Raw genomic sequence first — 21487 nt, forward strand, 5'->3', positions numbered from 1 at the left:
AAACGTTTATATATCGGCTTGCGCGTTATCCAGAGATTGAATATTCGACTTTATACGATTCATTTCGTCGTATGCCGCCTGCATTCCTTCTGTATCGCCTCGATTTCCACAATCGATCATCTGCCGCTCATAACGTTTCATTTCCACTTGCAAGTGATACACCTTGATGCGATGGACATATTCGCGAACCAGCGCATTCACCCGATCGGGTCTCAGATCTAACAGATCAGCTTCCATCATGAGAGCGGTCGCCAACTGCAAGAGTTCGCGATCCTCGATCCCGCTGATAAACAGGGAAGGATCTGCTTGCTGGTGCTCTGCGTAAAAGGCGTAAAGATGTGCGGCCAACGCACCGTGCTCATCCACAGAAAATTCATCCGCCAACTCGTATTGAACTTGTCTTGCTACCCCTTCTTGGATTAACATATAAGTAAGGAGTTTCCGCTCTGCGTTGATGTGAGCTGGCAACAGCTTTCCTGTGCGCACAAAGCTCACTTCTGCCGCATTAGTTCTATTAGTATTCCACTTCCTGTCAGGTTTATCCCCAGCAGGAGGGCTTTTCTTGGCGAGCGCAAGTTCCTGTTCCATCGTCTCTTTGGGGTAGCCGAACTCTTCGCTCAGCTCGCGAAGCAGTGTCTCCAGCTCAATCGGGCTCGTGACGTGAACGAGCAATTTGTGAATCACTTCTTTGATGTAGTCCTCCTTGCCAGTCTGTGTGCCAAGGTTGAACTCCTTGCGAAGCGAATGCACGCGAAACGCTGTCATCGAACTTGAGTTGTCAAGAACGACGCGAACGAACGCATCCTTACCATATTTCCGCAGAAACTCATCCGGGTCCAATCCATCAGGGATGGTCGCGACCCGCGCTTTGACAGATGCGCCGATCTCTCTGATGACCTCAGATGATCGCAAGGCTGCCTTCTGACCGGCCGCATCGCCGTCATACATCATGACGATCTCTTGGACGTTGCGTTGCAACAGTCGAACTTGCTCAGAGGTCAAGGCCGTCCCCAGTGCGGCAACCGTGTTGGAAATGCCGTGCTGATACGCCATGATCACATCCATATAGCCTTCCAGCAGGATGACTCTCTCCTCTTGCCGCATCATCGGTCTTGCTCGATGCAAGTTGTAGAGGTTGCGCCCTTTCGAAAACAGTGGCGTCTCCGGAGAGTTGAGGTATTTCGGCTCCCCTTTACTGAGGATTCGACCGCCAAATCCGATCACCTGGCCCTGACCGTCGTGAATGGGAAACATCACACGATGGCGGAACTTGTCGTAGCATCTGCCTTTATATTTCTCGCTTTGCGACAATAACCCTGCTTCGACGAGCAAATCTTCGGCAAATCCACGTTTCTTGAGGAAGCGCGCAAGCACATCCCAAGCGTCGGGCGCGTAGCCAAGCTGAAAGGTCTCGATCATCGTCTTGGTGATTCCGCGCGATTCGAGATACGCGATTCCTGGCAACCCCGCTTCTGTGTTCATCAGGATATGGTGATAGAATTTCGCTGCGAGGTCATGCGCGCGAAACATCTCTTTGCGCCGCTTGTATTCGGGCGAGTCCACCTCTTCCAACTCTTCGACAGGCAGCGCGATGTTCGCACGTCGGGCCAACTGTTCCACCGCTTCGAAAAATGTGACCCCTTCCTTATCCATCACAAAGGAAAAGAGATTGCCGCTCGCCCCGCATCCAAAGCAATGATAGAGCTGTTTATCCTGGGATACGGAAAACGATGGCGATTTTTCATTGTGGAAGGGACAGCACCCCATATAACCGCGACCGCTCTTCTTCAGAGGTACGTATTCACCGATCACATCGACAATATCAAACTGTTGTCGAACCTGTTCGATGATCTCCTCCGGCAGACGCTTCTTCACATGCATCACCCTCGACTGACTATGAGTACGTTAGATATTCGCCAACATTCTACAATATCCTTCTGTACCCATTTCACAAAATCGGAACGCGCAAAATGGTGTTTCGAGAGACATTTATTCTACTTATGCAGAGTGATCTCCTTCTGCGGAGCGAAAACGATTAGACAAATTTCGACACCACAAGCAGATCACCGCCTGCTCATCCGTGCTCTCATTCTCCAAAGTACGTCCCTAGTATAGACTCCCACCTGCAAAAATATTCCGGTCTAAAACCCATCCGAATTGATTTGTCAAGAGCGAAAATGATATTTCTTACATATGTACGCTTCTTTTGCCAAAAAATCCTTCCAAATTACACAGGTTGATCGGCAAGACACAAAAAATTCACAAAATGAAAGGACCCCTTCGCACTGAAGAAGGGGTCTCTCTGTTCATCTCGCCGATCGCCAACTGCGAAATGTCTCAACCTCTACGGGGAGCTCAGGCGCAACCAACGGCAACCTGCCGGCGAACACACGCCCGGTCGTTCCATCGAGCGTGAGCCACTCGCCTTCGCGAAACGTGCGACCTGCGATCTCGATCTGCCGGGAGAGCAGGTCGATCGCCAGGTTTGCACAGCCGACGATGCACGGCTTGCCGAGCGGTCGGGCTGTGACTGCCGCATGGGAAGTCATGCCGCCAAAAGCGGTGAGAATGCCGTTCGCATGCAGCATCGCCTCATAATCGTTCGGGTCGGTCTCTCTCCTGATCAGCAGCACAGGATGACCACCAGCGCTTCTCTCGATCGCCCGCTCGCGATCCAAAGCGATCTCTCCACAGACCGCCCCTGGCACGACGGGCAGTCCGACAACCAGCGGAACTGCATCCACGTTTGGATCGAGCTCTGGCTGCAACAAGCTTTGCAGCGACTCCCATCCGACCCGCTGCAAGGCTGTCTGGCGGTCGATCACGCCCGCTTGGCACAGATCGACCGCGATCTTTACCGCGGCGAGCGCGGTGCGTTCCCCGACCCGCGACTGCAGAAGATAGAGCGTCCCCCGTTCGAAGGTGAACTCGATCTCCTGCATGTCCTTGTCGTGCTCCTCCAATCGGGTTGCCACTGCCGAAAGCTCTTCATAGACGTCTGGCAGCTGCTGTTGTAAGCAGGAGATGTCGGACGGCGTGCGCTTGCCTGCCACAACCGCCTCGCCCTGCGCGCGAAGCATCACCTCGCCGAACAGCTCTCGCTCGCCGCTGGCAGGATGGCGCGAAAAGACCACGCCGCTCCCCGAACGCTCTCCCCAGTTCCCGAACACCATCTCCTGCACGATGACAGCTGTGCCCAGATCGTCTGGAATGCGGTTGACCTGACGATAGACCGCCGCCCGGCGGCCATTCCAAGAAGCGAAGACGGAAGATACCGCCTGGAGCAGTTGCTCGATCGGGTCATCGGGGATCTCTGGCGCGACCAATTCGCCATACGCCTCCTGAAAGCGGCTCTGGCAGTCGAGTGCGAACTCACAGTCGCCCGTTCGATCGGCAAGTCCTTGTACCACTTCGTCCTGCAGCCCGACGTTCAAAAGGGTATCCATCATCCCCGGCATCGACACCGGCGCACCCGAGCGGATCGCCAACAAGAGCGGTGCCTGCGGGTCACCAAGCCGCTTGCCCGTCCTCCGCTCCAGCTCGCAGAGCGCAGTCAGCAACCGCTCTTTCAAATCGGACGTCAGCGTCCGCCCCGCTTGAAAATAGTGCCGACAAGCTTCGGTGGTCAGAATGAACCCATCCGGCACTCGCAAGCCTGCCCGCTTCATCTCGATCAGCCTCGCTCCTTTGTTGCCGAGCGAGCGGCGCTCGACGTCCCCCTCGTGATCGAGAAATACGATCACTATCTGCGGCCGCCGCGCTTGATCTGATCGAAGATGATGCTCGTCGTCTCCTCGACCGCCTTGTTCGACACGTCGATCACCGGACAGCCGATCTTTTTCATGATGCGCTCCGCATATTCGAGCTCCGCCTTGATGCGCTCAAAGGCGGCATAGTTCGCCTCCTCGCGCAGCCCCAGCGCCTTCAAGCGCTCCGTGCGGATCAGATTGAGCTCTGCGACGGAGATCGTCAGCCCGATCACCCGGTGTGGCGGCACTTCGAACAGCTCCTCCGGCGGTTCCACCTCCGGCACGAGCGGCACGTTCGCCGCTTTCAACCGCTTGTGCGCCAAGAACATCGACAGCGGGGTTTTGGAAGTTCGCGAAACCCCGATCAAGATCACATCGGCGCGCAACAAGCCGCGCGGGTCCTTCCCGTCATCATATTTGACCGCAAACTCGATCGCTTCCACCCGCCGAAAATATTCATCATCCAATTTGTGCACCAAGCCAGGGCGGTTTTTCGGTTCCGCCTGAAAGGTCGATTCGAACGCCGACAGCATCGGGCCCATGATGTCCACCGCCGTGACACCGTTTGCTGCCGCCTCGCGCACCAGCCCCTCCTTGAGCTCGGGGATGACCAGCGTATAGGCGATCAGCGCACCGACCTCTTTCGCCGCCTGCACCGTCTCCCGAATCGGTTCCATATCATCCACATAGGAAATTCGTCTGATCTCCGCACGGCTGCCGTTAAACTGGCTGGCGGCCGCACGAACCACAAACTCAGCCGTTTCGCCTACAGAGTCAGAAATCACATATACGATCGGCGTCATCCGCTTCCCTCCTACACATCTTTGATCTCACCAAGCTCGACGAAGATCTTGGCGATCGTCGTCTTGGTAAACCGCCCGACCACTTCGAGGTTCTTGCCCGACTCATCGAGCGGGCGCACGACGGGGACCGAGTCGATCGCATAATCGATCAAGCGCTTCGCCGCCTCGTACACGCTGTCATCTGGTGACAGGGTGACGATGTTCGGCATCCGCGTCATCGTCAGCGATACTGGCACTTTGTGCGTATCTTGGTTGCCGATCGCTACCTTCAATAAATCTTTGCGCGAGATCACGCCGGACAGAATGCCGCCTTCCTTCACGACGAAGATGCTGCCCACATCCTCCATGAACATCGTGACGATCGCATCGTACACCGAAGCGTCATCGTTGATCACGACGGGCACCGATTTATACTGCTTGACTTTCAGCTTGCGCAGTTGCTCTCCAAAAATCTGCCCAGATTTTTTCCCAGCATAAAAATAGCCTACACGAGGTCTTGCTTCTAAAAAGCCGGCCATCGTCAAAATCGCAAGGTCAGGTCGCAAGGTAGCTCTGGTCAGCCCGAGTTTATCTGCGATGTGCTCTCCGGTGATCGGACCCTCTTCCCTTACGATTTCGAGGATTTGTCCTTGGCGTTTGGTCAGTTCGATGGTATCCACCACCTTTTTTATCGCTCGAATGAAAATGTGACATACAATATCCTGAATTAGCCCATATAGTATATATTATTAGTATACCATCGCCGTGTCACCTGCTCAAACAGTGTCTTTTATTTTTTGCCACGTTTCAAGCAGCCACGAGGAATTAGATTATAAATATCATCCTTTGGAATAGCTTGTGGCTCGTTATGGTCGCGGCTTTGTTAGCAACTGTGTTGCGATGACAGCATATGCAAAAAGCCTGGCTGGTGAAAGCAAAAAAGACCCCGCTTGTTGAAAGGGATCTCTTTGCTAAAAAGAGTGGAGTCACTAAAACATGCCAAGTTTTTGTGACATGCTAAGTGTTTTAGAAAATATCCAACCAACCACTTGCCGATACACCACCAACCAGAGTTGCCTTTACTCGATAGACACCCTCAGGGACGACACCGAAGGAGCCTGAGAAATATCCTGTCCCAGAAACGGTTGAAGCTGTGTAAGTGTTGTAGGGGTAACTTGTATTTTCAAGTTGATACTGGACAGAGGGCGCCAAAGTATCCCCAAGTGAAGGGGACTGATGCCCATCGAAGTTTACTTTTCTGGTGTAATCGATCAAGAGACTTTGAGAACCGTTGAAGTAGAGATAGGCAAAAGTTTTGGTCGAATACGGAGAGCTATAGGTATCTGGTGAAACTGATGCAATCTCCATATGATTCCCCTCTGTTACGGTGTTGACTGGCGCAGCGCTACTGATTGGAGCGAACATCCCCATCACTACAAGTGTTGTTGCGACTACCACGAGTTTTTTCATGTTTATCCCTCCGTTTTTATTATCTGAATATTTTCAATTCTATAGATATACAATATCAAATTAATAATTTTGATGATTCCTTCCTCTCGAACAATAATTATCAACTAACTGGTTATCGGATGAGAATACTCGGCTAGAGCGATAAAGATATTCATTTAGGAATATGCAGTGTAATAGAACTCGCGATGCAATACTTTTTTAATCGCTAGGATGGCATCATCTGGATATAAATGTCACAAAATCAGCTAAACTTTGGAGGATGTTTGCAAAAAAAGTTTATTTTCCCCTCCTCTGGCGCATACCAAATGAAACGCAAGGATATGAGGGGGCACCGATAGCATGTCATGGTTGATCTATGGACTACTTTCCGCACTTTTCGCTTCTTTTGTCGCCATCCTCGGGAAGATTGGCATCCAGAACGTCGACTCCAACGTGGCGACCGCTGTGCGCGCTGTGGTCATGGCGGTCGCCACACTGCTGTTCATCACCTTCAACGGCACGATCGGACACATTCGGGAGATCAGCATGCGGCCGCTTTTGTTCATCATTCTCTCCGGCCTCGCCGGAGCCGCCTCGTGGATGTTTTACTTTGGCGCTCTGCAACAGGCGTCCGCGTCAAAAGTAGCACCGATCGACCGCCTGAGCATCGTCTTCACCCTCGTGCTCGCCGCGCTTTTCTTAAAGGAAAAAGTGAATCTGGGCATGGTGGCCGGGTGTGCTCTGATCGTGATCGGTTCAGTTCTGATCGTCAAGGCATAGTGTGACCTGAATCACCTTCCTTTCTGCTTCGCGGTCGGCTACAATTATTTTGAAGTCGTCCGCTTTCTGAGCGAATTTGGGAGGTATGCTTCGTGCATCAAATACTCTTTTACATCGGGGATTTCCCCATTCGATCCTACGGAACGGTCGTCGCGATCTCCATCCTGCTGGCGATCGGCATGGCCAGCTACATGGCGAAGCAGGAAGGTAAATATGCGGAGCACATCTCGGGGATGGCGATCTGGGCGATCGTCGGCTCGTTGATCGGGGCACGCCTCTGGCAAGTGCTTTTCTTCGAGTGGGGCTATTACTCGCAAAATCTCGGCGATATTTTTGCCATCTGGAATGGCGGCATGTCGATCCAAGGCGGGCTCGTTGGCGGCTTTATCGGCGGTGGCCTGTACACATGGCGCAACAAGATCCTCTTTTGGGAGTTTGCCGACATCGTGGCACCTGGCATCATCTTAGGACAAGCGATCGGGCGGATCGCCTGCTTGCTCAACGGCGATGCGTTCGGCTCGCCGACCGGCAGCTCGTTCGGACTCGTCTACCCGGAAGGCACCTTCGCATATGCCACCTACGGCTCACAACCGCTCTGGCCAGCTGAAGTCTGGGAAGGGCAATGGGATCTGATCGTGTTGGCGCTCCTGTTCCTGATCAAGATGCGCCGCGTGCCGACCGGCTATCTGTTCCTCGCCTATAACATTCTCTATTCGATCGGGCGCTTCGCTCTGGAGTTCTTGCGCGGGGATTCGGATCGCATGGTCGGGCTGACCGCAGCGCAGTGGACGAGCTTGACGGTGATCGTGCTCGCCATCGGGTTTATGATCTATCTCCACTATCGTCCAGCCAAGACCAGCCCCGCAAACAAAGCGGAAGAAGCGGTTCCCACCTCTTAAAACAAAAGTGGCATCCCAATCTGGGATGTCACTTTTCATTTGTTCTTTTCATTTGCTTATGTCTCTTCCTCCTCGATGTTTTGCATATAGGCTGGCACCTGCTCATAAGGGATCACTTCCGCGCGGAGAACCTCTTCGACCATCGCGTCGACACTCTCCTGTTGTGCGTTTGTGGACGGTGGCTGGTAGGTCGAAGTCGATGGGGGAGTGTACTGTGCGCTTGGCCAAGGGATTGAGTTCTGCGCGGAGTAAGTGTTTTGCATGGGGTTTGCAGTTTCTTCGGGGACTGAGTTTTGCACAGGGTCTGTGTTTTGGTCGGGGACGGTAGCCTGCATGGGAGTCGTGTTCTGTATCGGAGCTGTGTTCTGCGTAGGAGCTGTGCTTTGCAAGGGGATTGTGCTATGCGCAGGAACTGTGCTTTGCATTGGGACTGTGCTTTGCATTGGGACTGTGCTTTGCATTGGGACTGTGCTTTGCATTGGGACTGTGCTTTGCAAAGGGGCTGTGCTTTGCATTGGGGCTGTGCTTTGCATTGGGGCTGTGCTTTGCATTGGCGCTGTGCTTTGCATTGGCGCTGTGCTTTGCATTGGGGCTGTGCTTTGCATTGGCGCTGTGCTTTGCATTGGGGCTGTGCCCTGCATTGGCGCTGTGCTTTGCATTGGCGCTGTGCTTTGCATTGGCGCTGTGCTTTGCATTGGGGCTGTGCCCTGCATCGAGTCTGTGTTTTGCATCGGATCAGCACTCAGCGTCTGATCTCCGTTCAATGACTGCTCGATCTCTTGCCTACTCACACTCTCTTCCTCTGCCGCCTGCAGCGCCTGAAGAGTCTCTCGAAACAACTCCGGTATCTGCTCCGCATTAACTTGAGACGTGATCGTTTTCATCAACTCCGCTTTCGACCGCATATTCAGTTTCAGTCCAAAACGTCTGCGTTGCATCTCGAACACCCCCTCTTTCGTTAGTACTACAAATATGCAAACGCCCGAGCGTCTGGAAGGTACAAACACACAAAAAGGGGTACAAACTTCCCAGAGAGGCACCGCCCGCTCAACACAGTTCGACTTCGACCGAAGCGCTCGGCCATCGTGCTCTCTGCACTCTGCACTCTGCTCTCTCGTCCTCCACCACACAAATCAACAAGGCAGATCCTGACATCTGAAACGTCAGAACCTGCCTTGTTCGCTTTCGCCTATTCCTACACCTATACTTGCACGCGATTCAGATTGCCCATCTTGCCAGAGGATACGGATGGCGTGACACCCACATTTTGCTCATCTGCTTGAGGTTCGGCCGTCTCATGATGCACGTTGACTACACTTGGACGATGTCCAACACCGCTCGGCTGTCCGACGCGCTTGTCGATCACAACTTCGTAGCGAGCTGCCACTGCTGCCGCCGTTCCCAGCACTGCCAAATACGGAAAGATCAGCGCACCGACCACGCCCACCGCCGTCGGAATCGCCATCACGGTGCGCCCATCTCGCATGACGCGAATGCTCGACGCTTGTCCGGTTTGCACGATCTCCTGAATCTTCCCCACCAAGTCGCTTCCCATCACCTGAATCCGCTCTTCCATCTTCCCTGCAAGACCGGTATCACATGCGTGCCCCTCAAGCTCGATGCAAGCGCGCACCACATTGCGATCATTTCTCTCCAACACATCGTACGCCTCGCGATAAGAAATCTGGAAGCGTTTGCGCAAGATGTCCACTTTCTCAAGCATCGGGTCTGCCATCGTCTGTCACTCCTCCAAGATGTGCTTCAGCTATAGGTCGTATTTATGGAGTTGTTCTAAAAATGTACGAGACCGAAAACTCACGCCGCTGTATTCATCCAGATATTGCTTCATGATCTTGCCCAACTGACGGCGCACATCATCGCCGACCTTCACCTCACCGAGCCTGCGCACATCCATCGTTTGAAATGTCTGCAACAGTTTGAGCGCGACCGGCTTCATCCAGATCGCCCGCTCGTCCGCATGATGACAATCTCCGCACAGCGGCCCGCCATGCTTGATGCTGAAGCGAATCGACTGCTCCAACTGCCGGAAACAGTGCGCACAGTGGAAGAGCTCAGGACGGATGCCGGCGAGATCGAGCATCTTCATCTCGCAGAGCCGCACCAGGATCTCCGGGTCTTTGCCTTCTGCAAGATGGGTGAGCAAGGTCAAGATCAATAAAAAAACGCCTCGTGAGGGCTCGCGTTCTTCCACAAAGCGGTCGGCTAACTCCACCACATAAGACGCGTATGCAGCTTTGAACAGATCTTCTCCGATCGTCCGAAAGGAATCGTAAAGCTCCGCTTGCATGATCGTTCCCATCCCGCGCCCTTCGCCGATCGTGATCATGTACGATGCGTGAACAAAAGGCTGGGAAACGGAGTTTAACTGGCTCTGCGGCTTTTTTGCCCCGCGCGCCATCGCTCCGAATTTCCCGTGCGTGTCAGACAGCAATGTCAGGATTTTGTTGCTCTCCCCATAATCGACCGTGCGCAACACGATCGCATCCACTTTTTTCATCGGGCAACCTCTTTCGTCCCGTCAAACAAGCGCTCTATTCTGTGCGTGCTTCCAGCTCGTACTCCAACCTCTGCTCTGCTGCCTCTCCAAAGGATTCACGGTTCAAGCTCTGACATGCTTTATAGAGAAGATAGGCATCAATCTCACCTGTACTCTCGAAGTATCGCCACGAAAAATCTCGCATGTAGCTCATCCTTTCTTCCAAGAGTGAGGGTGCTGCCAAACATCGTAACTCTATAGTTCGCAATCGACCTGTACCCTATACTATGGAAATACTGTCAGAGATGATTGTATGGATGCCTTCTACTCCTCAGTAAATCCGAAGTTGCGCAGCATATGTTCCCGATTGCGCCAGTCAGCTTTTACCTTGACCCACAGTTCCAGATATACTTTTGATCCGAGCAGCCGTTCGATATCCGTTCGAGCCATCTGGCCGACCTTTTTCAGCACAGAGCCTTGTTTGCCGATGATGATCGCTTTTTGCGAATCTCGTTCTGTGTAGATCGCCGCATGGATGTAGAGCATGTTGCGATCCTCTTTTGCCTGCATCTGCTCCACTTCCACCGCCACAGAGTGCGGCACCTCTTCCCTGGTCAGACGGAGCACTTTTTCACGGATCAGCTCCGCGACGATAAACCGCTCCGGATGGTCGGTCACCTGATCGGGCGGGTAGTAGTACGGACCTTCGGGCAGCAGATCTAAGATCAGATCGCGAAGCCGCTCCACATTGTCTCCTGCCATCGCCGAGATCGGGATGATCTCAGCAAAAGGAAACTCATCTTTGTACGAGGAGATGATCTTTAGCAGCTTCTCCTTTTCGATCAGATCGATCTTGTTGATCACGAGGAAGATCGGCGTGTCTTTGACCGACTTTAAGATCTCGATGATATATTCGTCGCCCGCCCCTTTTTGCATCGTCGCGTCGACGAGGAACAGCACCGCTTCCACTTCCCGCAGCGTCTGCACTGCCACTTTGACCATGTGCTCGCCCAAGCGGTGTTTCGGCTTGTGGATGCCAGGCGTATCCATGAAGATGATCTGCCCTCGCTCATGGGTGACCACCCCGTGAATTCGGTTGCGCGTCGTTTGCGGCTTGTCGGCTGTGATCGCCACCTTCTGACCGACCATGTAGTTCATCAGCGTGGATTTCCCCACGTTCGGTCTTCCTACGATTGCGACAAAGCCGGAACGTGTCTTCTGTTTCGAATCTCGATTGCTCACTCCACCAAGTCCTCCTTTTGAAATGCAAACGGCAACAATTCTCCCACCGTCGTCTCACGGATCGCATCTTGTAAGTTCGACAAGATGACCGGCGTGTCTGCCGGGCAAAATTCGGCCATCACCTGGCGGCAGGACCCGCAAGGCGAGACCGGCCCGTCCGTGTCGGCGACGACCGCGATCTTCTGAATGTTAGCCTTCCCATCTGATACCGCTTTAAAGATTGCGGTCCGCTCTGCGCAGCAGCACAGCGGAAACGCCGCATTTTCGATGTTGCATCCGGTCACCACTTCGCCATCTGCAAGCAGAAGCGCCGCTCCGACCGGGAACTTCGAATAAGGTACGTACGCTCTCTCCCGCGCCAGTTTCGCCATCCTCACCAGTTCCATCATTTCCATGTAGGTCACCCCTGCTTTTTAGTTCGTGCGTACGCCCGCCAAGAGATCAAGAGGAGCACGAGGATGCCGAGCGGGATGAACGCCACGTAGATCGCCATCTCCCCCGTGTCCTGCAGATTGCGGAATTTGGGCGGAAACAATTTATCAAAGAAGACAAAAAAACCGACTATCACCGCATGTACTGCCGTCAGCAAGACGGCTGCTGCTGCCATATCTTTGGCAATCTTCGCCAGCGGGTGATAGTCGTGGGTCACAAGATCGACGACCGCTTCGATCGCCGTATTGAACAGCTCTGCTGCCACGACCAAGATGATGGAAAAAAAGACGAGCACGATCTCCAGCTTGCTCAGGTCGAGCAGCAAGCTCAAGATCATGGCACACAGCGCAACAACAAAATGAATCCGCATGTTGCGCTGTGTGGTCAGGGCATGGGTCATGCCCTCGACCGCATATGAGAAGCTTTTCAACAGCTTGCTTTGCTGAAACATTTCGGGCTTCACCCCCGCTTGATTCCCGCTGCCTCCATGATCGCTTCCTGACGGGAAAACATCTCCTGCTCCTCTTCCTCGGTGCCATGATCATAGCCGATCAGATGCAGGAAGCCGTGCACCGCGAGAAACGCCAACTCGCGCTCCAAGCTGTGGCCGTAGCTTTCCGCTTGACGCTTGGCGGTCGGCACCGAGATGATGATGTCGCCGAGCATGTCGTCCTGTTCGATCTGATCCGCATCTTCCGCATCGAAAAAGATCTCAGGCTCCTCTGCCGCCTCTTCCATCATCGCAAAGGAAAGCACATCTGTCGGCGCATCCTTGCCGCGATAGGTGCGGTTGAGCTCGTGGATCTCCTCATCGCTGACGAGCGAGATCACCACATCTCCGCTTTCGATGCGCTCATGGTCTGCGGCGCTGGCGAGCGCTCGACCGAGCAGTTCTTCGACGTCAAAACTGAATTCTTCCCCGTACTCATTCACTATTTCCACCGTGATCGGGTTGCGTTCCATAGCTCTAACTCCTTCAACTTGCGACTAGTCGTTCGATGTGGTAGCAGATCATTTTGATTTAGGCAGTTCCGGATATTCGATACGCGCGTGGTAGATCCCGTTGAGCGTGCGCAAAAACGCGTCGGCGATCCTGTCCAGATCTTTGAGCGTCAGGTCGCACTCGTCGAGCTGACCATCGTTTAGGCGGTCCTTAAAAATCTTGTGGATCACCGACTCGATCCGATTGGGCGTCGGGCGGTTCATCGAGCGCACCGCCGCCTCGACCGCGTCGCAGAGCATGACGATCGCCGCCTCTTTAAACTGCGGCTTCGGCCCGTCATAGCGGAAGTCGTCCACGTTGATCGTGCCGCTCTTGTCCTGCTCCAGCGCCTTGTTGTAAAAGTACCACAGGATCGTCGTGCCGTGATGCTGCAGACAGATGTCGCGAATCGGCTTCGGCAGGCGGTGCTCCTCCTGCATCTCCAGACCGTCGCGAACGTGTGAGGTGATGATCAGGTGTGACAGGCTCGGCGCGATCTTGTCATGCGGATTTTCCTTGGACAGCTGATTCTCGATAAAGAACAGCGGCCGCTTCATCTTGCCGACATCGTGGTAGTACGCCCCCACCCGGCAGAGCAGCGGATCGGCGCCAACCATCTCTGCTGCAGCTTCGGCGAGGTTGCCGACGATCAGCGAGTGATGGTAGGTCCCCGGCGCTTCCATCAGCAGCTTCTTGAGCAGCGGATGGTTCGGGTTGGACAGCTCCAAGAGCGAGATCGGCGTCAGGATGCCAAACGAGCTCTCCAAAAACGGCAGCACGCCGATGGTGACGACCGCTGAGAACACGCCGGAGATGATGCCGAAGAGCAGCGATTGCAGGTACTGGCTAAACTCTGTCCCCGACGAGGCGAGCGCCTGCATCACCGTGATCGTCAAGAGGTTGACCCCGGCGATGATAAACCCTGCCCGCATGATCACCATGCGGTGTTTGACGCGCGAGACTGCAAACGTGCCGACCAGCCCTGCGATAAACGAGACGAAGACGAATTGGAGCTTCGCATCGAACACCTGTCCGGTCATCAGCGCGAACAAAAAGGAGAGCATGATGCCCAGCTGCGCATCGAACAGGATCGTCACTATCATCGTGCCCATCGCCACAGGCGTCAGATACCCGATGGTGGCAAATCCGAGCGATTCGCCGAGCGAGAGCACCTTCATCCCCGCCGCCGTCAGTACAATGATGATCGCCAGACAGAGCAGCAGGAGGTTGTTCTTGCCGACCTTCGACCCGATCAGCTCCAGATAGAAGGCGAGCACGAGCGTCCAGAGCACGACAAACCCTGCCAGGCCGACATACATCAGGTAGTTCGGCTCTTCGTCTGTCAGCTTGAGGTCTTTTAACCGCGAATAGATGCTCTCATCGATCCGCTCTCCCTCTTTGGCGATGATCTCCCCCATGTAGATCATGATCGGCGAGACGTTCTGCATCGCTTCTGCGCGCTTTTTCTCCGTCGCTTCCTTGTCATAGATCATATTCGGGCGGACGACCGTCTTGACCAGCTCTTTGACGATCATCCGCTTGTCGCGATCGAGGTCCGAGTAGCCCAGCTGAGCGTCGAGCTTCTGATCGATCACCGGCATCGTCTCTTCATAGATCTCTTCGGAGTAGATATTTTCTGCGATGCGAACCGCTTCTTTGTTCACGCTTTGCAAGCTTTCGGTCGGGAGGGTGAGGAAGCTCTTGACCGCATCCTCCTTGATCATCGCCTGCAGATTCGCTTTGCGCATGTTCTCATATCGTTCCGCTTCCGGAATCGTCGGATCGCCCTTCACCCGCTTGATCGCTTCGAAAAACTTGTCCAAGTTCTCGACCGCTCGCTGCTCGACCCCGGTGTCGCGATTGAATTGGCGGGTGATCTTGCCTGCCGCCTCTTCGCGCGCCAGCTCGGTCGCACGCTTGTCCACAGCATCTGTCGGCGCCTTGATCTGCTTCTCCGCGATCGAGCCGACATGATAGTCGTAGCGCTCCGGCAACACGTTGCCAATAAAAAGAAAATAAAGGAGCACCGAGAGAACGACATAGATCGTCACCCGCAAGGAGCGGCTTTTTTTCGTTTCAGGACTTAGTGTGATCTGTCGAATGTGTCTCAGCAGATTGCTCCTCATCATCGCTTCTTCTCCTTACCTTTTCCTTGCTAGGCCGACCGATCAACCTAGCTCTTCATCGTACGCTTGGATGATCTTTTGCACCAGATGATGTCGTACGACATCCTGCTCCGTCAAGAAGATAAACGAAATGTCCTCAACCTTTTTTAAAATGCGAACCGCTTCGTTCAAGCCGGACAGCTTGCCGCGCGGCAGATCGATCTGGGTCACATCCCCTGTGACGACCATTTTCGACCCAAAACCGAGCCGCGTCAAGAACATTTTCATCTGTTCGGGCGTGGTGTTCTGCGCTTCGTCCATGATCACGAAGGAATCTTCCAGCGTGCGCCCGCGCATGTAGGCGAGCGGCGCGACTTCGATGATGCCGCGCTCCATATACTTGGCTGTGTTCTCCGGGCCGAGCACGTCGTAGAGCGAATCGTAGAGCGGCCGCAGATACGGATCGACCTTCTCCTGCAGGTCGCCTGGCAGAAAGCCGAGGTTCTCTCCCGCCTCGACCGCCGGACGGGTCAGCACGAGCTTCTTCACCTCGCCCTTTTTCAGCGCGGTGACCGCCATGACGACTGCGAGATAGGTCTTGCCCGTGCCGGCCGGTCCGACCCCGAAGACGATGTCGCGCTTTTTGATCGCGCGGATGTAGTCGCGCTGCCCGAGCGTCTTGATGCGAATCGACTTGCCCTTGTAGGTGGTGGCGATCTCCTCTGCGTACAGCTCTAACAGCTGTTCAGCAGAGCTCGTCTGCGCCAGCTTGATCGCATAGGCGATGTCTCGCTCCTTGATCGCCTGCCCTTTGCGGATCAGCTTGATCAGCACGGAGAACAGGTGCTCCAACACTTCGATCTCCTCTTGACTGCCCGTCATCGTGATCTCGATGCCGCGAACATGAATCTTGGTCGCAAACGCCCCTTCGATCTGTTTGAGATGGGCATCATGAGGGCCAAACAGTTGAGTCGCCTCATGATTATCTTGCAAAGCCAGCTTTTTCGTGATCGGTTGGTTGTCCAATCCTTTGCTCCACTCCTTTAGATGCGTATCTATCTTGAACTCGCCGTCGAGTCTGCTAACTTCCATTCGGTTTCACAATTCTTTCGACCCGCGCGATCCTCTGTCATCATCCTTGAGGAGTCCCGATGTTTTCCAGAACTTCGCTGAATACTTCTACCTCTAAATTACCATCTTTTATAGTACTCCGCAAAACTTTTTGCTTGGTGAACTCCGCGTCCTCCCCGATCTTCCCCTGCAAGTCCATTCTGGCGAGCCGAAGCGCTTCTTCTTCCGCCTGTTCCTTGGTCAGCGTCACCTGCTCCGCTTCCACCTCCTGATAGGTGGTGGTTCGAAACTGGATCGGGAAGACAAAGTCCCCGATTTTCAGCGCCTTGTCCTCGCTTGTCTCCTCTGCATTTTCGAACGGAACCTTGCCATAGCCCCAGATCTGCACCGGATGGCCAAAAAAGGTGAGAAACTGCTTCTCGACCGCTTCGCCGGTGAACGCCTTGCGCGACGTCTTGAGCGCGACGGTCAGCTTGGACGTGTACCACACCGCCGCCTTGACGACACCTGACGCATGCACGCGCGTCTTTCCATCGTCGAGCGTGCCGGAGATCAGCACCTGCCCAGGAACGACCAGCGTCTCGCGCTTGACCATCGCGACCCCGCGATGCGGTTGGATCTGCTTGACCACCCCTTTTTTCGACGCGACAATATTTTGCGGTTGGTTGGAGGGCGCTTCGATACCTGGTACCTTCTCGACGACTTGGATCGAGATTTTCGTGCCCTGAATCTGCACGCCCGCCCAGAAGAGCTCCGGAATTTTATCCAGCAGTTGATTCTGCAAGATGTCGGTGTCCGGCAGTTTGCCGATCCGCATCCCGCGGTGAATCCCGATCTCAGAAGCGGCCTGCAAAATGCGCTCTTGCTGCAGGCGCTGAAGATCTCCGCTGACCTCCACCTCCCAGACGAACGAGGTGAGCGCATAGAGCGAGATGAAAAAAGTGAGCGCTCCTGCGACGAAAAACTTCCGCCGCCGCGCCCGCCACGCCAAAAAAGGCACCCCTCGCTTGCGCTCAAAGCGGATGCGCGTGCGCGTCTTGCTGAGCAGAGCGCGCAGTCTCGCCACATCCTTGCGGTGCATCTTCAGACGATAGACATTTTCGCCTACCTGTTTGATCTCCCAGAACAGAATCCCCTGCTCGGTCGCCCTGTTCAATAGCTCCGGAATGCGCTCTCCCCGCAAAGACATGACCACATAGCCATGCCAAAAGTCAAGCAACCACCTTCCTAACATGAGCGGTTCCTCCTGTAACGGCTTATTCTTTGTATTGGATGCCCGAGATGCTTCCTTCGATCACCACTTCGGCCGGAAAGATCGCTTTGATCGTCAGCTCTTTGCCATGCACACTGAGCTCGCCTTGGGAAAGCGCGAGGCGAAGCAGATCATCTCGAAACTCTTTGACGCCTCGGTAATTCTCCACATACAGTTGCATGCCCCCGATCAGGGTGATGCGGGGCAGATCGAGAACCGAGTCTTTTGGCACGTCGAGCAACTCGGCAGCCAGTTTCTTTACGCGTTGACTCCACGTGGTGCGCACAGCGGCCCCCTCCTTTTCTATGTACATATGCGCCGGTCGCCCGCGCTAGTACGAAGACAACGCAAAAGGAGAGACCTTCCCAGTAGGGAAGAGGTCTCTCCTTTTGCTGTTTGACGCTTTGCTTGTTGAGATGCGTTCGCTAGCGCCCTTTGCGATTTGGCCGCCACGGTTGTTTCGAGCGCGGCTCGCCGAGGACTTCGCGCAGGAATACCGCTCGCTTGAGGTTCTGTTTGGTCAAGAGCTCCGGGTGTGCAGCTCGGGTCGGCCTTTGGGCAGCATGAACAGGTGCAGCTGCGCCTCTCGAACCGACGCTCATGCTCGGCACAGCTACCTTCAGCTGTTCGGGCAGCATTTCTGGCAGCGATTCTGGCGATGGCTCTGGCGGGCGATTCGCTTCCGCTCGATGATCAGGCTGAAGCTCCGGCTGGCTCGCCTCTTTTGGCTTGGCCGCTTGCTCTTTCTTCTGTTCATCGTCAGAGCCGATCTCCAAATATTCTTCTACCGTTTTGCCGATCACCTTCCAAAGCTCAACGTTTTGCTGGCGATTCCCCTTTTTTTCAGCTTCCGACTTCTTTTTGAAAATGTTCCACACGATGGCGACAAGTATCGGAATGATCCAAGTATACTCAAAGTCCACCCTGCCTCACCTACTTTTTGGTCAAGTCTCCGCCTTCAGACTCCTCATCGCTCAGGGTCGCAAAGGAGGTGCGCATCTCCGTGTCGGCCATCAGATTCTGCAGGTTCAGATAATCGACCGCTCCCAGCTTGCCGGTGCGCAGCGCTTCTGCCATCGCGCGCGGCACTTCCGACTCCGCTTCCACAACTTTTGCGCGCATCTCTTCGACGTACGCTTTCATCTCTTGCTCGCGAGCGACCGCCATCGCCCGGCGCTCTTCCGCTTTTGCCTGCGCGATGCGCTTGTCAGCTTCCGCCTGGTCGGTCTGCAACTCTGCCCCGATGTTTTTACCGACATCGACGTCTGCGATGTCGATCGAAAGAATTTCGAAGGCGGTGCCCGCATCCAGCCCTTTGGTCAGGACCGTTTGCGAGATCGCATCCGGATTTTCCAGCACTTGCTTGTGCGATTCGGCCGAACCGATCGTCGTGACAATCCCCTCGCCGACGCGGGCGAGAATCGTCTCTTCCCCTGCACCGCCGACGAGACGGTCGATGTTAGCCCGCACGGTGACGCGAGCGCGAACTTTCACTTCGATACCATCTTTTGCGACTGCCGCTACGATCGGTGTTTCGATGACGCGCGGGTTGACAGACATCTGCACCGCTTCCAACACTTCACGACCTGCCAGATCGATCGCAGCCGCCCGTTCGAAGGCGAGGTTGATGTCGGCGCGCTCCGCTGCGATCAGCGCATTGACGACGCGGTCGACGTTCCCGCCCGCGAGATGGTGGCTTTCCAACTGGTTGGTGTTCAGGTTGAGACCCGCTTTATGCGCTTTGATCAGCGGGTTGACGATGCGCGAGGGAACCACTCGGCGCAAGCGCATCCCGATCAGCGTAAAGATCGACACTCGCACTCCAGATGCCCATGCCGAGATGTAGAGCATCACCGGCACGAACGTAAAGATCACGGCCAGCAAGATCAGGCCGACTGCGACCAGAGCTAACAAGCCCACAAGCGTTGCATCCATAGTCATGAACATTTCTCCTCCTTATTTCTCCTGTTCGCCCTGAACGGGAATCACGACGTTGCGCTCCCCCTGTTTCACCGGGCGCACGACGATGCGCGTTCCTTCGATCAGGACGATCTGCACTTCTGTCTCCACAGGCAGCCATGCGCCTTCGCTGACCACATCAAACCTCTGGCCTTGGAAGACGGCCGTCCCGGAGGGACGAAGCGGTGTGACGGTGCGCCCGACCTGATACATCATGTGTCGGTAGCTGCGGGTCGGCACATACCCGTCCGCCTTTTCCTGTCGCTCGGTGTGGATGATGTTTTTCCAGATGCCGAGATGTCCAAAATATTTGAAGAGCACTGCGCCAAGCACGACCGATAAAATGATTGCGAACAACATCGCCTTCAATCCGTAGGTGGTATCATGCGCTGCCAGCACCACCCCGGCTCCCAGCGAAATCACGCCAAGCGCACCGACGATGCCAAATCCGGCTACAAATATTTCGGCGATCATCAGCACTACGCCTGCCAAGAAGAGAATCACCGATTCCCATCCGGCAAAGCCGGCCGCCATATGGCCCCAGAAGTAGAGCGCCAAACTGCTCGCCCCGATCACGCCCGGCAAGAGCTTGCCTGGCACAACCATCTCCCATGTCAGACCCATCAAGCCGATGATCAACAACAGCGGAATCACCAACGGCTGCGTGACAAACCGTCCGAGTTTCTCCGAAAGGGTCGGCTCGTAGATTTGGATCTCAGCGCCAGCATAGCCGTACTGCTGCAAAGCCGCTTTCAGATCCGGAAAAATGCCATCTGCCAGCTTGTACTTCACCGCTTGCTCGGCGGAGAGGGAGACCAGCTCCCCTTTTTCTTTCAGCCCATCGATCACCACATTGCGATCGACCATTCCTGCGACGATGTTCGTGTCGCGCTTGGTGTGCTCGGCGGCGGCGACCATCTCTGCTCGCCAGAATGCGACCACCTTCGGGTCGGCCACCTCTCCGTCCGCCTGTCGCACTTCTGCCGCGCCGATCGTCGAGCCTGGTGCCATCGCAAGGTGCGGTGCGTTCAAGGCGATATACGAGCCCGCCGAGATCGCTTTGCTGCGGATGTAGGCGATCACCGGCACATCTGCGCCGCGAACCAGCTCGCCGATCTCCATCGCGGCATCAACACGCCCGCCGAGCGTGTTGATATCGAGCACGATCGCCTTCGCGTCCTGCTCTGCTGCCATCGTAAACGCACGGCGCAGCGATGTGGTCAAGCCGGTCTCGATCTCATTTTCCACCGGGATCACAAAAACGCTTCCGCCACCGACCGCTTGGGCAGGTGTCGGAGTCAACCCCGAAAAGGAGGCGATCATCAGCAAACAGACGATGATACCAAGGAGAAATCGCTTCACATTTGCGCCTCCTTTCTTTTGCCTATTCTTACTCTTTTCTACGGATGAACACGATAAAGGTTGCACCTACACACAAAAAGCCATGTACCGAACGTTCGGCACATGGCTTTTGCATGCAATCATTATTGAAGCTCTTGTTGCACCACTTGGTTGACGAGCTTGCCGTCGGCACGCCCTTTCACCTTTGGCATGAGCGCGGACATCACTTTTCCCATGTCCTTTTTTCCCGCAGCGCCAGTTTCGGCGATAGTTTCCTTGACGATAGCACGGACCTCTTCTTCCGACATCTGAGTCGGAAGGTAATCCATCAGGACCGGAATCTCCCGGTTCACTTCATCAACTAAATCCTGGCGGCCTGCAGATTCAAATGCTTGGAGGGAATCACGACGCTGTTTGAGTTCGCGATTCAATACGGCGATCACTTCATCGTCTGAAAGCGTCGTTTTACTATCGATCTCAGCGTTCTTGATAGCCGTCCGAACCATGCGAATAACCGACAAGCGGACTTTGTCTTTATCCTTCATCGCTTGTTTCATATCTTCGTTAAGGCGTTCGGTTAGACTCATGGTAAAACTGCCTCCTTAGTATTTCTTCTTCTTACGAGCAGCTTCGGATTTTTTCTTACGGGCGACGCTGGGCTTTTCGTAATGTTTGCGCTTCTTGACTTCCGCGAGGATACCATCCTTTGCGGTAGCACGCTTAAATCTACGAAGTGCGCTATCCAAAGATTCGTTCTTGCGAACCTTGACTTCTGACACCTTGATTTCCCTCCCTCCGCCAAGCAACTACATACCGAATGCATCATTCGGTAGACCAGAGAGCAGACAATAGTCCGTCAAAAAACATTATAGTATAGCCCTAAAAACAATGTCAACCGATGGGCTACCTCAATGCCCAACAATTATAGAGCATCCACTTCGAAAAGT

The 21487-nt window shown here is 54.6% G+C and carries 24 protein-coding genes; 2 read left to right on the forward strand and 22 right to left on the reverse strand.

The annotated features are described in order from the left end of the window. Positions 1-6: 6 nt before the first annotated feature. The 5 genes from dnaG to ACFSOY_RS13965 form a co-directional block, all read right to left on the reverse strand. Positions 7-1875, reverse strand: coding sequence for a DNA primase (gene dnaG / locus ACFSOY_RS13945; RefSeq protein ID WP_386047581.1), 1869 nt, complete (start codon positions 1873-1875; stop codon positions 7-9). 431 nt (positions 1876-2306) lie between these two features. Further along, positions 2307-3743 carry a pyruvate, phosphate dikinase gene (locus tag ACFSOY_RS13950; protein ID WP_386047583.1) on the reverse strand — a complete coding sequence of 479 codons (1437 nt, stop codon included), beginning with the start codon at positions 3741-3743 and terminating at the stop codon, positions 2307-2309. Beyond that, positions 3743-4552 (reverse strand): pyruvate, water dikinase regulatory protein, encoded by an 810-nt coding sequence (locus tag ACFSOY_RS13955; RefSeq protein WP_386047585.1) that lies wholly within the window; start codon positions 4550-4552, stop codon positions 3743-3745. The genes ACFSOY_RS13950 and ACFSOY_RS13955 overlap by 1 nt, the downstream gene beginning before the upstream one ends. 11 nt (positions 4553-4563) lie before the next feature. Continuing rightward, positions 4564-5211, reverse strand: coding sequence for a helix-turn-helix transcriptional regulator (locus ACFSOY_RS13960; RefSeq protein ID WP_386047648.1), 648 nt, complete (start codon positions 5209-5211; stop codon positions 4564-4566). A gap of 346 nt (positions 5212-5557) precedes the next feature. Further along, on the reverse strand, positions 5558-6001 hold the full coding sequence (locus tag ACFSOY_RS13965; RefSeq protein WP_386047587.1) for a hypothetical protein: 444 nt from the start codon (positions 5999-6001) through the stop codon (positions 5558-5560). A gap of 339 nt (positions 6002-6340) precedes the next feature. Here ACFSOY_RS13965 and ACFSOY_RS13970 point away from each other — a divergent pair, with 339 nt between their 5' ends. Both ACFSOY_RS13970 and lgt read left to right on the forward strand, forming a co-directional pair. Beyond that, positions 6341-6760 carry an EamA family transporter gene (locus ACFSOY_RS13970; protein ID WP_386047589.1) on the forward strand — a complete coding sequence of 140 codons (420 nt, stop codon included), beginning with the start codon at positions 6341-6343 and terminating at the stop codon, positions 6758-6760. Positions 6761-6852: 92 nt separating this feature from the next. Further along, complete coding sequence (gene lgt, locus ACFSOY_RS13975) at positions 6853-7659, forward strand: prolipoprotein diacylglyceryl transferase (RefSeq protein WP_386047590.1); 807 nt, start codon at positions 6853-6855, stop codon at positions 7657-7659. Positions 7660-7715: 56 nt separating this feature from the next. Here the strand turns inward: lgt and ACFSOY_RS13980 are convergent, their stop codons facing one another. The 17 genes from ACFSOY_RS13980 to rpsU form a co-directional block, all read right to left on the reverse strand. Next, a complete protein-coding gene (locus tag ACFSOY_RS13980; RefSeq protein ID WP_386047592.1) occupies positions 7716-7922 on the reverse strand; it encodes a hypothetical protein in 207 nt (68 codons plus the stop codon). 938 nt (positions 7923-8860) lie between these two features. After that, on the reverse strand, positions 8861-9394 hold the full coding sequence (locus ACFSOY_RS13985; RefSeq protein ID WP_386047594.1) for a DUF4342 domain-containing protein: 534 nt from the start codon (positions 9392-9394) through the stop codon (positions 8861-8863). 30 nt (positions 9395-9424) lie between these two features. After that, positions 9425-10177 (reverse strand): DNA repair protein RecO, encoded by a 753-nt coding sequence (recO, locus tag ACFSOY_RS13990; RefSeq protein WP_386047596.1) that lies wholly within the window; start codon positions 10175-10177, stop codon positions 9425-9427. A 34-nt stretch (positions 10178-10211) separates the two neighbouring features. Further along, positions 10212-10370 (reverse strand): YqzL family protein, encoded by a 159-nt coding sequence (locus ACFSOY_RS13995; RefSeq protein ID WP_386047597.1) that lies wholly within the window; start codon positions 10368-10370, stop codon positions 10212-10214. Positions 10371-10480: 110 nt separating this feature from the next. Next, positions 10481-11398 carry a GTPase Era gene (gene era, locus ACFSOY_RS14000; RefSeq protein ID WP_386047599.1) on the reverse strand — a complete coding sequence of 306 codons (918 nt, stop codon included), beginning with the start codon at positions 11396-11398 and terminating at the stop codon, positions 10481-10483. Continuing rightward, on the reverse strand, positions 11395-11793 hold the full coding sequence (gene cdd / locus ACFSOY_RS14005; RefSeq protein WP_386047601.1) for a cytidine deaminase: 399 nt from the start codon (positions 11791-11793) through the stop codon (positions 11395-11397). Before cdd ends, era begins: the two co-directional genes overlap by 4 nt. A 5-nt stretch (positions 11794-11798) precedes the next feature. Next, complete coding sequence (locus ACFSOY_RS14010; protein ID WP_386047603.1) at positions 11799-12281, reverse strand: diacylglycerol kinase; 483 nt, start codon at positions 12279-12281, stop codon at positions 11799-11801. Positions 12282-12289: 8 nt separating this feature from the next. Next, on the reverse strand, positions 12290-12793 hold the full coding sequence (ybeY, locus tag ACFSOY_RS14015) for an rRNA maturation RNase YbeY (RefSeq protein ID WP_386047605.1): 504 nt from the start codon (positions 12791-12793) through the stop codon (positions 12290-12292). Between the two features lie 48 nt (positions 12794-12841). Continuing rightward, entirely contained in the window at positions 12842-14941 is a 2100-nt protein-coding gene (locus ACFSOY_RS14020; protein ID WP_386047606.1) for an HD family phosphohydrolase, read from the reverse strand. A gap of 39 nt (positions 14942-14980) precedes the next feature. After that, complete coding sequence (locus ACFSOY_RS14025) at positions 14981-15943, reverse strand: PhoH family protein (RefSeq protein ID WP_386047608.1); 963 nt, start codon at positions 15941-15943, stop codon at positions 14981-14983. A 106-nt stretch (positions 15944-16049) separates the two neighbouring features. After that, entirely contained in the window at positions 16050-17222 is a 1173-nt protein-coding gene (gene yqfD / locus ACFSOY_RS14030) for a sporulation protein YqfD (protein ID WP_386047610.1), read from the reverse strand. Between the two features lie 22 nt (positions 17223-17244). After that, a complete protein-coding gene (gene yqfC, locus ACFSOY_RS14035) occupies positions 17245-17526 on the reverse strand; it encodes a sporulation protein YqfC (RefSeq protein ID WP_386047612.1) in 282 nt (93 codons plus the stop codon). Positions 17527-17665: 139 nt separating this feature from the next. After that, positions 17666-18163, reverse strand: a complete 498-nt coding sequence (locus ACFSOY_RS14040) for a hypothetical protein (RefSeq protein WP_386047614.1) — start codon at positions 18161-18163, stop codon at positions 17666-17668. Between the two features lie 10 nt (positions 18164-18173). Continuing rightward, positions 18174-19175: a flotillin-like protein FloA gene (gene floA, locus ACFSOY_RS14045; protein WP_386047649.1), complete on the reverse strand. Its 1002-nt coding sequence runs from the start codon at positions 19173-19175 to the stop codon at positions 18174-18176. A 21-nt stretch (positions 19176-19196) separates the two neighbouring features. Beyond that, positions 19197-20561, reverse strand: a complete 1365-nt coding sequence (locus ACFSOY_RS14050; protein WP_386047615.1) for an NfeD family protein — start codon at positions 20559-20561, stop codon at positions 19197-19199. Positions 20562-20683: 122 nt separating this feature from the next. Further along, complete coding sequence (locus ACFSOY_RS14055; RefSeq protein ID WP_386047617.1) at positions 20684-21127, reverse strand: GatB/YqeY domain-containing protein; 444 nt, start codon at positions 21125-21127, stop codon at positions 20684-20686. A 15-nt stretch (positions 21128-21142) separates the two neighbouring features. Beyond that, complete coding sequence (gene rpsU, locus ACFSOY_RS14060) at positions 21143-21319, reverse strand: 30S ribosomal protein S21 (RefSeq protein ID WP_038086206.1); 177 nt, start codon at positions 21317-21319, stop codon at positions 21143-21145. Between the last annotated feature and the right edge of the window lie 168 nt (positions 21320-21487).

The organism is Tumebacillus lipolyticus (genome assembly GCF_042682745.1).
GTDB lineage: Bacteria > Bacillota > Bacilli > Tumebacillales > Tumebacillaceae > Tumebacillus_A > Tumebacillus_A lipolyticus.

Excerpts from the sequence above, each read along its gene's own strand:
- ACFSOY_RS13955 (WP_386047585.1), bottom strand. The coding sequence starts at position 4,552 with ATGACGCCGATCGTATATGTGATTTCTGACTCTGTAGGCGAAACGGCT.
- ACFSOY_RS13965 (WP_386047587.1), bottom strand. The coding sequence starts at position 6,001 with ATGAAAAAACTCGTGGTAGTCGCAACAACACTTGTAGTGATGGGGATG.
- ACFSOY_RS13970 (WP_386047589.1), top strand. The coding sequence starts at position 6,341 with ATGTCATGGTTGATCTATGGACTACTTTCCGCACTTTTCGCTTCTTTT.
- ACFSOY_RS13980 (WP_386047592.1), bottom strand. The coding sequence starts at position 7,922 with ATGCAAAACACTTACTCCGCGCAGAACTCAATCCCTTGGCCAAGCGCA.
- ACFSOY_RS13985 (WP_386047594.1), bottom strand. The coding sequence starts at position 9,394 with ATGGCAGACCCGATGCTTGAGAAAGTGGACATCTTGCGCAAACGCTTC.
- recO (WP_386047596.1), bottom strand. The coding sequence starts at position 10,177 with ATGAAAAAAGTGGATGCGATCGTGTTGCGCACGGTCGATTATGGGGAG.
- ACFSOY_RS13995 (WP_386047597.1), bottom strand. The coding sequence starts at position 10,370 with ATGAGCTACATGCGAGATTTTTCGTGGCGATACTTCGAGAGTACAGGT.
- cdd (WP_386047601.1), bottom strand. The coding sequence starts at position 11,793 with ATGGAAATGATGGAACTGGTGAGGATGGCGAAACTGGCGCGGGAGAGA.
- ACFSOY_RS14010 (WP_386047603.1), bottom strand. The coding sequence starts at position 12,281 with ATGTTTCAGCAAAGCAAGCTGTTGAAAAGCTTCTCATATGCGGTCGAG.
- ybeY (WP_386047605.1), bottom strand. The coding sequence starts at position 12,793 with ATGGAACGCAACCCGATCACGGTGGAAATAGTGAATGAGTACGGGGAA.
- ACFSOY_RS14020 (WP_386047606.1), bottom strand. The coding sequence starts at position 14,941 with ATGATGAGGAGCAATCTGCTGAGACACATTCGACAGATCACACTAAGT.
- yqfD (WP_386047610.1), bottom strand. The coding sequence starts at position 17,222 with ATGTTAGGAAGGTGGTTGCTTGACTTTTGGCATGGCTATGTGGTCATG.
- floA (WP_386047649.1), bottom strand. The coding sequence starts at position 19,175 with ATGGATGCAACGCTTGTGGGCTTGTTAGCTCTGGTCGCAGTCGGCCTG.
- ACFSOY_RS14055 (WP_386047617.1), bottom strand. The coding sequence starts at position 21,127 with ATGAGTCTAACCGAACGCCTTAACGAAGATATGAAACAAGCGATGAAG.